At 61.2% G+C, this 14,389-nt stretch carries 12 protein-coding genes; 5 read left to right on the top strand and 7 right to left on the bottom strand.

Annotation, left to right across the window (positions count from 1 at the left end; translation table 11 throughout):
- Window positions 1-25 precede the first annotated feature (25 nt).
- The 3 genes from B3I26_RS13430 (at window position 26) to B3I26_RS13420 (ending at window position 2,375) form a co-directional block, all read left to right on the top strand.
- Window positions 26-802 carry an ABC transporter substrate-binding protein gene (locus B3I26_RS13430; RefSeq protein ID WP_409522070.1) on the top strand — a complete coding sequence of 259 codons (777 nt, stop codon included), beginning with the start codon at window positions 26-28 and terminating at the stop codon, window positions 800-802.
- A gap of 111 nt (window positions 803-913) precedes the next feature.
- Window positions 914-1,531, top strand: a complete 618-nt coding sequence (gene ribA, locus B3I26_RS13425; protein WP_296258277.1) for a GTP cyclohydrolase II — start codon at window positions 914-916, stop codon at window positions 1,529-1,531.
- A 58-nt stretch (window positions 1,532-1,589) separates the two neighbouring features.
- On the top strand, window positions 1,590-2,375 hold the full coding sequence (locus B3I26_RS13420; RefSeq protein WP_296258275.1) for a cobalamin-binding protein: 786 nt from the start codon (window positions 1,590-1,592) through the stop codon (window positions 2,373-2,375).
- A gap of 95 nt (window positions 2,376-2,470) precedes the next feature.
- On the opposite strand, the gene B3I26_RS13415 is transcribed toward B3I26_RS13420, so the two are convergent.
- From B3I26_RS13415 to B3I26_RS13395, 5 genes are all read right to left on the bottom strand, one after another.
- Entirely contained in the window at window positions 2,471-4,354 is a 1,884-nt protein-coding gene (locus B3I26_RS13415; protein WP_296258273.1) for a TonB-dependent receptor domain-containing protein, read from the bottom strand.
- A gap of 231 nt (window positions 4,355-4,585) precedes the next feature.
- Window positions 4,586-6,475, bottom strand: a complete 1,890-nt coding sequence (gene dxs / locus B3I26_RS13410; protein ID WP_296258272.1) for a 1-deoxy-D-xylulose-5-phosphate synthase — start codon at window positions 6,473-6,475, stop codon at window positions 4,586-4,588.
- A gap of 243 nt (window positions 6,476-6,718) precedes the next feature.
- The gene (gene ispA, locus B3I26_RS13405) at window positions 6,719-7,606 is read right to left on the bottom strand and encodes a (2E,6E)-farnesyl diphosphate synthase (protein WP_296258271.1); all 888 of its coding nucleotides are present in this window, start codon (window positions 7,604-7,606) and stop codon (window positions 6,719-6,721) included.
- Window positions 7,603-7,845 carry an exodeoxyribonuclease VII small subunit gene (locus B3I26_RS13400; protein WP_296258270.1) on the bottom strand — a complete coding sequence of 81 codons (243 nt, stop codon included), beginning with the start codon at window positions 7,843-7,845 and terminating at the stop codon, window positions 7,603-7,605. The genes ispA and B3I26_RS13400 overlap by 4 nt, the downstream gene beginning before the upstream one ends.
- Window positions 7,846-8,084: 239 nt before the next feature.
- Complete coding sequence (locus B3I26_RS13395) at window positions 8,085-9,092, bottom strand: zinc-binding alcohol dehydrogenase family protein (RefSeq protein ID WP_296258269.1); 1,008 nt, start codon at window positions 9,090-9,092, stop codon at window positions 8,085-8,087.
- Between the two features lie 129 nt (window positions 9,093-9,221).
- Between B3I26_RS13395 and B3I26_RS13390 the strand changes: the two genes are divergently transcribed.
- Window positions 9,222-10,127 carry a LysR family transcriptional regulator gene (locus B3I26_RS13390; RefSeq protein WP_296258267.1) on the top strand — a complete coding sequence of 302 codons (906 nt, stop codon included), beginning with the start codon at window positions 9,222-9,224 and terminating at the stop codon, window positions 10,125-10,127.
- Window positions 10,128-10,246: 119 nt separating this feature from the next.
- On the opposite strand, the gene B3I26_RS13385 is transcribed toward B3I26_RS13390, so the two are convergent.
- Together B3I26_RS13385 and B3I26_RS13380 are read right to left on the bottom strand one after the other, a co-directional pair.
- Window positions 10,247-12,031 carry an IlvD/Edd family dehydratase gene (locus B3I26_RS13385; protein WP_296258266.1) on the bottom strand — a complete coding sequence of 595 codons (1,785 nt, stop codon included), beginning with the start codon at window positions 12,029-12,031 and terminating at the stop codon, window positions 10,247-10,249.
- 57 nt (window positions 12,032-12,088) lie between these two features.
- Window positions 12,089-13,270: a fumarylacetoacetate hydrolase family protein gene (locus tag B3I26_RS13380; RefSeq protein ID WP_296258265.1), complete on the bottom strand. Its 1,182-nt coding sequence runs from the start codon at window positions 13,268-13,270 to the stop codon at window positions 12,089-12,091.
- Window positions 13,271-13,389: 119 nt separating this feature from the next.
- On the opposite strand from B3I26_RS13380, the gene B3I26_RS13375 reads away from it, so the two are divergent.
- Complete coding sequence (locus tag B3I26_RS13375; protein ID WP_296258264.1) at window positions 13,390-14,346, top strand: LysR family transcriptional regulator; 957 nt, start codon at window positions 13,390-13,392, stop codon at window positions 14,344-14,346.
- Window positions 14,347-14,389: the final 43 nt, after the last annotated feature.

Raw genomic sequence — 14,389 nt, 5'->3', positions numbered from 1 at the left:
GAAACGACTCATGGGTCGGGCGGGGATGAAATGGCTGTCAGGCCTATCGTGGCTGGCGATGGGACTGGCGATGGCCGTGATCCCGGTGCGGGCCGACTCCCAGCCTGACAGGCCTGACGATATCGTGCTCGTCAGCGAGCAGTGGAACGGTTATACCGAGGCCGACGGTACCGGCTTGGGGTGGGACCTGATGCGCGAGCTGTTCGAACCTGCCGGAGTGCAGGTCCAGGCGCGCGTCGAGCCATACACCCGAGCCGTCGGCCTGGTGCAACGTGGCGAAGCTGACGCCTGGGTGGGTGCCTACAAGAATGAAGTCGAAGGCACGCTGTATCCGCAATGGCATTACGATGTCGATGAAATCTACGCGCTGAGCCTGGCCTCCGAGCCCACTCCCACCTTGCATACCTTGGGCAGCTATCGCCTGGCTTGGGTTCGAGGGTATGAGTTTGAGCATTACCTGCCCGATATCGTGCACTTCAATGAAGTCGCTCGGCGTGAGCCTATCCTGAATATGCTCGACCACAGCCGTGCAGACCTCTACATCGATGCAAAACCGGAAATCAGCTTCATACTCCAGCAAACCAAGGAGCCGGAGCGTTTTCGCACGACATATCTTGCGGCGATTCCGTTGTACCTAAGCTTTGCCAATACTGCGAGGGGCCGCTCTCTGCGCATTCTGTTTGACCGACGCATGGCGCAACTGGTGCGTTCCGGCAAGCTGCGGCCTATCTTCGCCCGCTGGAAGCAACCTTACCCGTTTGATCTCATCGACATTCCTGTCAAGACAGGAATGAGGCAATGATCGAACGTGCTGATCTCAATGCCCGACAATTCAGCCTAAGCGTCTGCCGGAGCCTGCTGTTACAATGTCACCTTTCGCATTTTCAGCCCTCATACTGATCAGGAGCACACGGTGCCCGTCGTATTTGTCGCGGCTTCCAAGCTGCCTACCACTTTTGCCACTTTCACCATGAACGGCTTCCTGGAGCAGGAAACGGGTCGTGAACACGTCGTTCTCAGTCTTGGCGATGTAGCCGATGGCGCCCCGGTTCTGGGCCGCGTGCATTCCGAATGCCTGACCGGCGACGCTCTGTTCAGCCAGCGTTGCGATTGCGGTTCTCAGCTCGAAGCTGCCCTGCGAGCGATTGCGTCCGAAGGCCGGGGTGTTCTGCTGTACCTGCGCCAGGAAGGGCGCGGCATTGGCTTGATGAACAAGATCCGGGCGTATGAGCTGCAGGACGGCGGGGCGGACACCGTTGAAGCCAACGAACGCCTGGGGTTTGCCGCCGATCAACGCGAATATGCGATCTGCCTGCCCATGCTGGAGCACTTGGGCGTGAAGTCGCTGCGCCTGATGACCAACAATCCTCGCAAGGTCAAAGCCTTGACCGACATGGGCATCGCCGTTGCCGAGCGCGTGCCGTTGCATACCGGCCAGAACCCGCACAATAAGCTTTACCTGGCCACCAAGGCGGGCAAGCTGGGTCACATGATGGGCAATGAGCATCAGAGTGAGGTCGATCCGGCGTGACACTCGACTATGCGCGCTGTCAGCTGGTGCTTCCAGACATTCTCCTTCAACTAGGCTGATGCGTCGTCTCATTGCCTGTCTGCTCTCGCTCATGGTCTGGCCTGTCTGCGCCGCCGAGCGAGTGGTGAGTCTTGCACCTTCGCTGACTGAAATCGTCTCCGAGCTGGGCGCTACCGATCTATTGGTCGGGGTGCTGGACGGTGGTGACCGTCCTGCCTCTGTCGCGGCTTTGCCGTCGGTGGGACGATACGGACAATTGGAAACGGAGCGACTGCTCAGTCTCCAGCCTGATCTGTTGTTGCTATGGCCGGGCAGCGTCAGCGTCGCTCAGCGCGATCAGTTGCAGCGCTTGAATATCCCCACGTTCACCGCCGAACCGCACACTCTGGAGCAACTGGCCGATCAGATCGAGCAGATTGGCGAGCGCTTGGGCCGCGCTGAACGCGGGCGGCAAATGGCGGGTGAATTTCGTCAGCGACTGTCCGCATTGAGAGAGCGCTATCGCCGGGACGTCCCCCTGAGTGTGTTCTATCAGGTGTGGGACCAGCCGCTGTATACCGTTGGCGGCGGGCAGATCATCAGCGATGGGTTAAGTGTCTGCGGGGCGCGAAACGTGTTTGCCGATGTGAGCCAACCCGCACCGCAGGTCAGCCTTGAAGCCGTTTTGCAGCGAAATCCTCAAGTGATCGTTGCAGGTTCGACCTCACAGCTGAACCTCTGGAAAGCCTGGCCGTCGCTTAAGGCGCGGATGCGGGTAGTGCCGGATAAAGGCATCGAGCGGCCGAGCGGCCAGATGTTGGATGCTGTGGAAAAGTTGTGCGCGGCGTTATCGCCAGAGCGATGAACATCCGATTGTAGGCGCGCGCTCGCCTGCGATAGCGATCTTTACAACCGACGGAATGAATCAACGGCGAGCGCGTTCCTGCAGCGGACCCTGCGTCACAAGCTCGGCGTCCAGGTCACCCCGAACATCCATGTGCGTCCCTCTTCGCGGTACCCGTAATGACTGCCATCAAAGCTGTACAGCGTGCGGCTGTAGCGTTTGTCCAGCGCATTCTCTAGCTTGAATTCAAGCTTCACCTCATCACTGGCCTTCCAACTGCTGCGCAGGCCGAACAGCGCATAGCCGCCGATGTTTTGGGTATTCGCCTCGTCGTTGTAACTGTCGCTCACCGCCTGCCAGCTGGCGCCGATGCCGAGGCGGTCGAACTGGCGATCGATGTCCAGGTTCAAGGTTCGGCGCGCACGCCGGTTGAGTGTGTGGCCGGTGTCGCGGTCGCGAGGGTCGATGATTGATGCGCCCAGCTTGCCGGTCCAGCCGAACAGTCGTTGCTCAAGCGATGCCTCGAAGCCATTGATTCGCGCCGAAGCAATGTTCTGCGGGCGGAAGTCGCTGTCCAGTGCTATCGCGTCTTTCAGATCGGTACGGTACAGGGACGCTTCCAGTTTGCTGGTGTCGCTCAGGCGGCTACGCCATTGCAGCTCGTAGCTTTTCGAATGCTCAGGCTTGAGATTTTGGTTGCTGAAACCTGGGTAATACAGATCGTTGAATGTCGGCGCACGGAAGCCTTCGCTGTAGGACAGCAGCACGTCGTTAGCCTCATTGACCGGCAGGGCCAGGGTGCCGCTCCAGGTATTCTGGCTGCCGAACTGTTGGTTCTGGTCACGACGCAGCCCAAGCTCGGTGGAAAATCCTTCGCCCTTGAAACGGTGCTGAATGAACGCCGCCCGGTTCCAGCGGCTGTCTTCATCGAACGGCGTGCTGCTGTTGACCCGATCTTCATACCAGTCGCCACCGAGCATCACGTTGTTGCGCTCGTCCAGCGTCAGGTCGTTCTGCCAGGTAACCGAATCGCGGTAGGTGTTGAATACGGAGCGATCGTCGCTGAGCTTGTCGAAGGTTTTCTCACGGTTTTCGCTGTGGCCCACTTCGAGACGGGTTTTCCAGCGCTCGTTGATGCGGGCATCGATGTAAGTGCCTAGGCTGCTGAGTTCAAAATCACTGTACTGCTGCTGGCCATTGCTGTTGAAAGTGATCGGGTCAAACAGACCGAACGGGTTGTCAAACTCGGTCTTGCCCTTGTTATCCAGCGCATTGAAGCCGATTTCTACGTCATCGTTCAGCCAATGACTCAGGTTCAGGCTGTAGGACTTGTTTCGGTAGCCGTCGCGATCGGCGTCGCTGGCGAACGAAGGCCCCGTGCGGTCGATACCGGCGGTTTCGTTGAGGCTGGTGCTGAGGTTGAAGCGGGTCTGCTGGTCACCGCCCGACAGGCCAAGGCTGTTCTGCCAGGTGCCTCGGTTGCCAACGCCGCTGTGCAGGCGGGCCTGAAGGCCTTGTTCGGCGCCGCGCCGGGTGAAGATCTGGATCACCCCGCCGATGGCATCAGCGCCATACACGACCGAACGTGAACCTCGCAGCACTTCGACCCGCTCGATCTGCTCGACATTGAGGTATTGAAGGGCGCTGTCGGCGGACGTGGCGTTAGCGATGCGCTGGCCATCGACCAGCACCAGGCTTTGTGCGGACTTGGTCCCGCGAATGTAGATCCCCGGCAAGCTGCCACGGCCACCGCTCGGCGCAACCTGCACCCCTGGCACGCGGTTGAGCAGGTCAGTCACGCTGCTCGGTTGCAGACGCTCGATATCGGCGCGAGTGAATACCGTATTCGCGGCCACACTGGCGTCGCGCTGTTCGACTTGGCGATTGGCGCTGACCAACACATCGGACAGCTTCAAAGCGGCGTCGCGATCGGGTAGATCGGCAAAGGCTTGCGCAGCGGGCAGAAGCGAAAGGGCAAAGGCGAGACGGGGCAGGGTCATATTTTTATCTTGTCGCTATGCCCTGTGGCAGTCCGGCTTGCCAGCGGTGGCATCATCGAACTGGCTACTGCCGGCAAGCCGGACTGCTACAGGGCGTGTGTGGGCCGCTTGATCGTATCGCTCCCACGCTCTGCGTGGTGAGCCGTTGTAGAAGCTCTGCGTCAATGGCCCGCAGCGGTAGATGCCCACGCGGAGCGTGGGAGCGATCAAATGTCAGACAGCTGGGCGGCCTCAGAGCTTTTTCAGGCGCTCGCTGATCGACGCTTCGATCCCGTCCGCATCCAGCCCGCATTCTGCAAGCATCTGCGCCGGCTTGGCGTGTTCGACGTAGAGGTCCGGCAAGCCCAGGTGCAACACTGACTTGAGAATGTTTTCCCGCGCCAGGAACTCGCTGACCGCCGCACCGGCGCCACCCATGATGGCGTTTTCTTCGATGGTGACCAGCAGTTCGTGGTTGGAGGCGATTTCGCGGACCAGTGCCTCGTCCAACGGTTTGACGAAGCGCATATCGACTACCGTGGCATCGAGCTTCTCGGCGACTTTCAGTGCCTCGGCCAACTGCACGCCGAACACCAGCATCGCGACCTTGCTGCCGTGACGACGAACGATACCCTTGCCGATGTCCAACGGCTCCAGCCCGCTGTCGATCACAGCATTCGGGCCAGTGCCACGCGGGTAGCGCACAGCCGCCGGGCCATTGAACAGGTGACCGGTGCTGAGCATTCGACGGAGTTCGTTCTCGTCGCTGGGCGTCATCACCAACATGTTAGGAATGCAGCGCAGGAAGGACAGATCGAAACTGCCGGCGTGGGTCGGGCCGTCTTCGCCGACTAGCCCTGCGCGGTCAATGGCAAACAGCACGTCCAGATTCTGTACCGCGACGTCGTGAATCAGTTGGTCATAGCCGCGTTGCAGGAAGGTCGAATAGATCGCCACAACAGGCTTGGCGCCTTCGCAAGCCATGCCGGCAGCCAGTGTGACCGCATGCTGCTCGGCGATCGCCACGTCGAAGTAACGCTCAGGGAACCGTTCGCTGAACGCCACCAGGTCAGAGCCTTCTTTCATTGCCGGGGTGATACCGACCAAGCGTTCGTCAGCCTTGGCCATGTCGCACAGCCACTGGCCGAACACGCCGGAGTATTTCGGACCGCTGGCCTTTTTCGGCGCAGCAGGCGCGTCCAGCGGGTCGAGCTTGGTGATCGCGTGATAGCCGATCGGGTCGACCTCGGCCGGGGCGAAACCCTTGCCCTTCTTGGTGACCACATGCAGGAACTGGGGCCCCTTCAGGTCACGCATGTTGCGCAAGGTGGCGATTAGCGTAGGCAGATCGTGGCCGTCGATAGGGCCGATGTAGTTCCAGCCCAGCTCCTCGAACAGGGTGCCCGGGACCAGCATGCCTTTGGCGTACTCCTCGGTGCGCCGGGCGATTTCCCAAGCGCCGGGCAGACGCGACAGCACCTTCTTGCTGCCTTCGCGCATGCTCGCGTAGGTACGGCTGGAAAGGATCTTCGCCAGATAGTTCGACAAGCCGCCGACGTTGCGCGAGATCGACATGTCATTGTCGTTAAGGATCACCAGCATGTCGGCGTTGACTTCCGGGGCGTGATTCAACGCCTCGAACGCCATGCCCGCCGTCAACGCACCGTCGCCGATGACGGCGATGGATTTGCGCTCGCTGCCCTGCAGCCGGGCGGCGATGGCCATGCCCAGCGCAGCGCTGATCGAGGTGCTTGAGTGACCGACGCCAAAGGTGTCGTACTCGCTTTCGCCGCGGCGGGGGAAAGCGGCCACACCGCCTTTCTGGCGCAGGGTCGACATCTGTTCACGCCGACCCGTGAGAATCTTGTGGGGATACGCTTGATGACCGACGTCCCAGACCAGCCGGTCGTCGGGGGTATCGAAGACATAATGCAGCGCCACGGTCAGCTCGATGACCCCAAGCCCGGCACCGAAGTGCCCGCCGGTCTGGCCAACGGTATAGAGCAGCTCCAGGCGCAGTTCATCAGCCAGAGCTTCGAGCTCGGCTTCACCTAACCGGCGCAGTCCGTCCGGCGTCGCTGCCTTGTCGAGCAGTGGCGTGGACGGGCGCTCGCGGGGAATCTCTTGGAACGTCGTGGGCATCAGGCGAATCGTTATAGTGAAAGAGGCGGCAGTTTACCTGATGCATCGCGGGCTGCCCATGAACTGAAGTCGATGATGTTCAAATGCAAGCAGCGAGAGCAGAAGCAACGGCGTGTCATTTTGTAGGAGCGCGCTTGCCCGCGATAAGTCCATCCGATTACGAAAATACCTGTGATGCACCCAGGTTTCGTCACACGCCCCCGGACGTCGCCGCTCCTAAACAGCCGTTCGGGGTCGTATGCGCTAATTGCGGCGTTCGACGATATAACGCGCCAGCGCGCGCAAAGGCTCGGCGGCCGCGTCGAAAGGTCGCAATGCTACCAGCGCCTGATCGCGCAGTTCCAGGGCGTAGTGCTTGGCTTCTTCCAGGCCCAGCAAGGCCGGGTACGTGGGCTTGTCGCGAGCAATATCGGCGCCCTGGCGTTTGCCCAGCGTGGCGGTATCGCTTTCGACATCGAGGATGTCGTCCTGGACTTGAAACGCCAGGCCGACGGCGCGCGCGTAGATCTGCAGCGAGTCCAGCTGGACCTGGCTGGCTTGGCCGCTGGCCAGGGCTCCCAGCCGTACACTGGCCTCGATCAGGGCGCCAGTCTTGTGCCGATGCATGAACTCCAGCGCGGTCTGGTCGAGCTTCAGGCCCACCGACCCCAGATCGATCGCCTGCCCGCCAACCATGCCGGCAGGGCCGGCGGCGTGGGCCAGGGTAGCGACCATTTTCAACAGAGTTTGTGCGTCTTGCGGGTTCAGCACTCGGTCGCTCAGTACGCTGAACGCCAGGGTTTGCAGGCCGTCGCCGGCGAGGATCGCGCAGGCTTCGTCAAACGCCTTGTGCGTGGTCGGCAGGCCGCGACGCAGGTCATCGTCGTCCATTGCCGGCAGATCGTCATGAACCAGCGAATAGGCGTGGATCAGCTCGACCGCGCAGGCTGCCCCATTGGCTCGCTCGGCATCGCCGCCCAAGGCTTCGCAGGCGCCATACACCAGCAACGGGCGCACGCGCTTGCCGCCGTTGGTGACGCTGTAGCGCATGGCCTGGTAAAGGCGGGTCAGTTCGGGAGAGGGAACAGTGAACAGGGTTTCCAGGGCCGCATTGACGCGCGCCTGACTGAGCGCCTGATACTCGGCGATCATTCTGGCTCTTCCGCTTCGAAGGGTTCCTCGGCCAGCTCGCCATCGCGTTCCAGCAACACCTGGACCTTCTGTTCAGCCTGCGCCAGTGCGCTTTGGCACTCGCGCGTCAGCCGGATGCCTTGTTCGAAGGCGGTCAATGAATCTTCCAGCGACAGCTCGCCGTTCTCCAGACGCTCGACCAGCGTTTGCAGATCCGTGAGGGATTGTTCGAAATCCAGTGCAGCTTTCTTGCGGGCCATGGCGGCTATCCCGGTAGACGTTAAACCGGCGCGACACTAGCAGAGCGACGGCAATGGGGCAAATGAGAGGTGCCGGGCAGGGCGCGATGGCGGCGCATGCAAGACCGTTTGTGGCCGCAGGGCGGAGGCGTTCAGCTTGCTGACGATGGGTGCAAAGCCCCCCACGCCCTGTCAACGCGGTGCGACGGCGACACCGCATTCAGCCGATCTTCACGACCGGCCGGCGGGAGGACGATTGCTCAGAAACCTTCGAGAACGATCTTGCCTCGGGCCTTGCCGCTTTCGATCACGGCGTGGGCGCGGCGCAGATTTTCGGCATTGATAATGCCCAGGTGTTCACCTAGCGTGGTCTTCAATACACCCTGATCGATCAAGCCCGAAACGCGGTTGAGCAGTTGGTGTTGGGCAATCATGTCAGGGGTTTCATACAGCGAACGCGTGAACATCAGTTCCCAGTGCAGCGACAGCGCCTTGCGCTTCATCGGGACCACATCGAGGCTTTTCGGGTCGTCGATCAGTGCCAGCTTGCCTTGTGGGCGCAGCGCCTCGATCAGCTGCGTGAAGTAGCTGTCGGTGTGCGTGAGGCTCGCGACGTGGCTGACCTGGCCGACGCCGATTTTCTCCAGTTGCGCCACCAGCGGCTGGCTGTGGTCGATGACATGGTGTGCCCCCAGATCTTTGACCCAGCTCTGGGTCTGCGGGCGCGATGCCGTACCGATGACGGTCAACTGGGTCAACTGACGCGCCAACTGGACCAGCATCGACCCCACGCCGCCACCTGCACCGATAATCAGCAGGCTATCGCCTTTGCCACTACCTTCCTGCACGCCCAGGCGGTCGAACAGCAGCTCCCATGCGGTGATTGACGTCAGCGGCAGTGCGGCAGCGTGGGCGTTGTCGATGGATGTCGGCTTGTGACCGACGATGCGCTCGTCCACCAGATGGAATTCGCTGTAGTTGCCCGGGCGTGCGATGGAACCGGCGTAGAACACCTCGTCGCCAGCCTTGAACAGCGTGACCTCGCTGCCGGTTTCGCGCACCACACCGACGGCATCCCAGCCCACTACCCTGGGATCGGTAGCCGCCGAACCTGCACGGATTTTGGTGTCCACCGGGTTGACGGAAATGGCACGTACTTCCACGAGCAGGTCGCGCGGGCCGGGAGTCGGCTTGGGCAGGTCCATGTCGATCAGCGATTTCGGATCTTCAATAGGCAAACCGTGTTGGGTGAAGGCAATGGCTTTCATGGCGTTTTCTCTAAAGGGATGAAGTCGGGTGGGCCGCTAATGGGTGCTGCAACGTGGGCCTATCTTGTTCTTCGCCACCCATAAGAAAAACCCGCACAATGCGCCAACACTTTCACAGCTGGAGTGAAAATGATCCGTATCGATGATCTGGCTCTTTTTGTTCGGACAGCAGCACTGGGCAGTTTTTCAAACGCGGCTCGGGAGGTTGATTTGCTGCCGGGTCAAGTGGCTGCGGCAATCAAGCGCCTGGAGCGCGAACTGGACATCCGCTTGTTCGCCCGTTCGACGCGCAGCCTGCGCCTGACCGCCGAGGGCGAGCAATACCTGCCAACTGCACAGACCGTGCTCGATGCGCTGCGCGATGGTCGCGAAAAATTGCACCGCGAAAGCGCCGAGCTGCAAGGCACGTTGCAAGTGGCGATGCCTTCGGACCTGGGACGCAACGTGATGCTGGAGTGGCTGACCGGCTTTCGTCGACAGCACCCGGCATTGAACTTGCGCCTGTTCGTCTCCGATCAACTGGCCGATATGTTTCGCGATCCGGTCGATGTGGCGATTCGCAGCGGGGTGATTGAGGACGCCAATTACATTGCCATGCCGCTCGCACCCTGGAATCGCCGTGTGCTGGTGGCTTCGCCGGATTATCTGGCGCGCAAAGGGCGACCGTTGAACTCGGACGACCTGCTGCGCCATGACTGCCTGTTGTACATCCTCCATGGCCGCGTCTACGACAAGTGGGCGGTGGGCGGGCGGCTGCTTACGGTGTCCGGGCCTCTGCTGACCGATGACGCCGACCTGGTGCGGCGCTGGGCCGTGGCGGGCGAGGGTATTGCCTATAAATCGTGGGTCGATGTGCGCAATGACGTGATGGCCGGGCGCCTGGAGCTGCTGTTGCCGGACTACCGGGGCGAACCCGCGCCACTGAATCTGGTGTACCCGCACCGCAAACAGTTCTCGCCTGCGGTGCAACAACTGCATTCGCTACTCAAAAACCGATTTATGGAAATGGAGCAAGGATTGCCCAAGTTGTTGTGACGCCGATGATCATCATGCGGCAGCCTACGCGGCGCGTCCCGCAGCCGATTAACCCCTGATCCACCCCTGTTACTGCCTTCGTAAACTCCGGCGTCGGCTATAAGGGCCGGCCTCCCACGTCAATGCGAATGCCGCGGCTCGCCACTTCTGGCAATCACTCGCAAGTGCAAGGTCGCCGGTTCCAGGCAACCGCCTGTGGATAACTGCCCCACCAACTGCCGGTACAGCTCCTGCCATGGCGTCTGCGAGGCGGGCATTTTGGGTTCGAAGTGCGCGCGCCGTTCGGCCATTTCTTCGTCGCTGACCAGCACGTTTACGCTGCGGTTATTCAGGTCTACACGTAACCGGTCGTTGGTTTTCAGCAGCGCCAGGCCGCCTCCCACGGCCGCTTCCGGCGACATGTTGAGAATCGAAGGGCTGGCCGACGTTCCGCTTTGACGACCGTCCCCCAGGCAAGGCAACGAATCGATGCCACGCTTGATCAGCTCGGCCGGGGGCGCCATGTTCACCACCTCGGCGCTGCCGGGGTAGCCCACGGTCCCAGCCCCGCGAATCACCAGAATGCAGCGCTCGTCGATTTCAAGCGATGGGTCATTGATCCGCGCGTGATAATCCTCCGGCCCCTCGAAGACGATGGCCCGCGCCTCGAAGCTGTTTTCCGCACCGGGCTGGGACAAATAGGTCTTGCGAAACGCCTCGCCTACCACCGACATCTTCATGATCGCACTGTCGAAAAAATTGCCGCTGAGCACGATGAAACCGGCGCGATGTTTGAGCGGATCTTCATAAGGGCGGATCACATCGGCGTCGTGGGCCACTGCATTGCGCACGATTTGACCGATGGTTTTGCCCGACACCGAGCTGCAGTCTTCATGCAGCTTCCCGGCTTTTTGCAGCTCATGCATGACCGCGGGCACGCCGCCTGCGCGATGAAAGCCTTCGCCGAGGTATTTGCCGGCCGGCATGCAGTTGACCAGCAACGGTACATCCTCGCCGATGCGCTGCCAGTCGCTGAGACTCAACTCGACGCCCATGTGCCGCGCGATGGCGATCAAGTGCGGCGGACAATTGCTCGACGCCCCCAGCGCCGAGGCGACGGCAATGGCGTTTTCAAAGGCTTGGCGGGTCATGATCTGCGAGGGGCGAACGTCTTCACGCACCAGGTCACAGATACGTTTGCCGGTCATATAAGCCATCTGGCCGCGCTCGCGATAGGCCGCCGGAATGCTTGCACAGCCGGGCAGCGACATGCCGAGCGCTTCGGCCAGCGCGTTCATCGAAAGTGCCGTGCCCATGGTGTTGCAATGCCCCACCGATGGCGACGCGGCAGTGGTCATTTCCATGAAGCCTTCGTAATTGATCTCGCCTGCCGACAGCAGATTGCGCGCATGCCAGAGCACCGTGCCGGAACCGATCAGCTCACCCTTGTGCCGACCATCGAGCATCGGCCCGCCTGATAGCACGATCGCGGGCAGGTCCGTGGTGGCAGCGGCCATCAGGCAGGCGGGCGTGGTCTTGTCGCAACCGGTGGTCAGCACGACACCATCGAGCGGGTAGCCATGCAGGATCTCCACCAGGCCCAGATAGGCGAGGTTACGGTCCAGCGCCGCGGTCGGGCGACGGGTTTGCTCGGCCATCGGATGCACTGGAAACTCCATCGGAATCCCGCCCGCGTCGCGAATCCCGGCCTTGACCCGTTGCGCCAATTCAATGTGATGTCGATTGCACGGCGCCAGGTCGCTGCCCGTCTGTGCAATGCCGATGATCGGTCGGCCCGATTGCAGCTCTTCGCGAGTCAGGCCGTAGTTCATGTAACGCTCGACATAGAGCGCGGTCATGTCGGCGTGTTCGGGATCGTCGAACCATTGCTGGCTGCGCAGGGGGCGTTTGGGCGTGGTAGGCATGGTCCGGATCTCTCTTGTCATTGTGGATGCGGCAATGGGCTTGTCGGAAAACGGCGTTTAATGCGACAACAAGCCGCGCGCCACCAGATTGCGAAACAACGCGCCCACCCCGAACGTCCAGGGCGCCGCCTGGCTGCTATGGGTTACCTCGTTATGCAGGCTCCCCAACAAGCGGCTGCTGATGCTGACTTCATCCCCCAGCTTGTGGGTAAAGCCGCCGCCGACGTGATCGCGGTCTTCGGTGGGGGCGAAGAGGGTGCCCAGGTACAGCAGGAAACCGTCCGGGTATTGATGATTTTCGTTGAGCGTCTGGGCGGCGATGTCCTGCGGATCTCGACTGATCTGCGACATCGAACTCGACCCCTTCATCAGGTAGCCGTCGCTGCCTTTGACCTGCAAATCGACGACGCAATTGCGCACGTCATCCAGCGAAAAGGTCTCGTCGAACAGCCGAATGAACGGTCCGATCGCGCAGGAGGCGTTGTTGTCCTTGGCCTTGCTCAGCAGCAGCGCGCTGCGACCTTCGAAGTCTCGCAGGTTAACGTCGTTACCCAGGGTCGCGCCCTGAATCTGCCCGCGACTGTTAACCGCCAGCACCACTTCAGGCTCGGGGTTGTTCCACTCGGACTTCGGGTGAATGCCGATCTGGCTGCCGCTGCCAACCGCCGCCAGCACTGGCGCCTTGGTGAAAATTTCCGCATCAGGGCCGATGCCGACTTCCAGGTACTGCGACCACATCTTTTGCTCGATCAGCAGCGCCTTGAGTGTCGCCGCCTGTGCCGAGCCTGGCTTGATGCTGCGCAGGTTGTCGCCGATAGCGTTGTGCACGATAGCGCGCACGCTCTCGGCCTTGGCGGGATCGCCCGCGGCCTGCTCCTCGATCACCCGCTCGATCATGCTGGCCGCAAACGTTACGCCAGCAGCCTTGATCACCTGCAGGTCGGTAGGCGCCAGCAGGAATGCCCTGCTCAGGTCGGGGCTGGCATTCGAGTTGGCCAGCAACGCTTCGACGCTGGCAATCAACCTGCCTTGGGTTTCTCGTATGGCTTTGAGCGGTGACTCGGATTCCAGCAGTTCGCTCAAGGTGGCAAAGCGCTCGGACAGGTCGAACACCCCATCGCTGCGCAGCACCACCGGCGATGGCCCGCCAACCTTGCCGGGCACCCAGGCGCGGCCGATCAAGGTTCCACTCAGGCCATCGGCAGGCAGGGTGTTTTCGGCGGTGAGCTGGATGGGCATAGGGCAATCCTCGAGGTTCTTGTGCTTTGCTACCGACCCTAATCAGCGCAAGCGATAAACTCCAATGACATCTGCTCAATTATCGATAACACTGAGTTATCGCGATTCGAGGCTGTCCCATGTCAGATATTTCCTTTTCGACGGTCTGCAATTGGCTCAGATTCAAGCATCTGGTGCTCATCGATACGTTGTCGCGAACCCGCAACATGCACGCTGCCGCACTGCACATGAACCTCAGTCAGCCTGCCGTCAGCAAGATGTTGCGCGAGATCGAGCGGCTGCTGGGTTTCGATTTGTTCGAGCGCTTGCCGCGCAACATGCCGCCCACCGCGCTCGGTGAACACGTGGTGCGCTATGCGCAGATCGCCCTGAACGACGCGAACAAGTTCGTCGATCAGATCAGCAGCCTGCGTGAGGGCGGTCATGGTTTTCTCAAGGTCGGAGCGATCTTTGCAGCCACGGCCGTAGTGCTGCCGGACGCGATCGTGCAGTTGAAGCAACGCTGGCCGCTGTTGTCCATCGAGATCGTCGAACAGACCAGCGACCATTTGATGGACATGCTCGATGACAAGAAACTCGACCTTGCCGTGGCGCGCTTTACCGATGAAAGCCAGCAGCAGGTGTATGACTTTCACGCGCTGGCGCCGGAGCCTTTCTGCATGGTGGTCAACAGCCGCCACCCACTGACCGAGCGTGCGCAAACGCCGCTTAAGGAGCTGGGCAACTGGCCGTGGATTCTCTACCCGGTGGGCACGCCGATTCGCGCGCGAATGGAGCAGGCCTTCGCCAAGGCGGGCATTGCGACGCCGAAGAACACCATCGACACCATCTCGATGCAGACCTTCCTGCAGGTGCTGCAATCCGGCCCGATGATCGCCATGCTGCCCGCTTCGATGGCCCAGCCGCATCTGGAAAGCGGGCTATTGAAGGTGCTCAATACTTCGCTGGAACTGGCGCCCCAGGATTACGGAATCCTGACCCGCAAAGGTGAGCCATTGCTGGGAGCCGCGTCGGAATTTGCTGAGATACTGCTGGCGAATGGGCAGGCGTCTCGCGAGCAAACCGCGTCCCTTTAACGCCCTCGGCGTGTTGGCCGATCGCCGCCATCGGCATGCCGTG

This window comes from Pseudomonas sp. UBA5706, assembly GCF_002419965.1.
Lineage (GTDB): Bacteria > Pseudomonadota > Gammaproteobacteria > Pseudomonadales > Pseudomonadaceae > Aquipseudomonas.
This window is presented reverse-complemented; position numbering and strand designations above follow the sequence as displayed.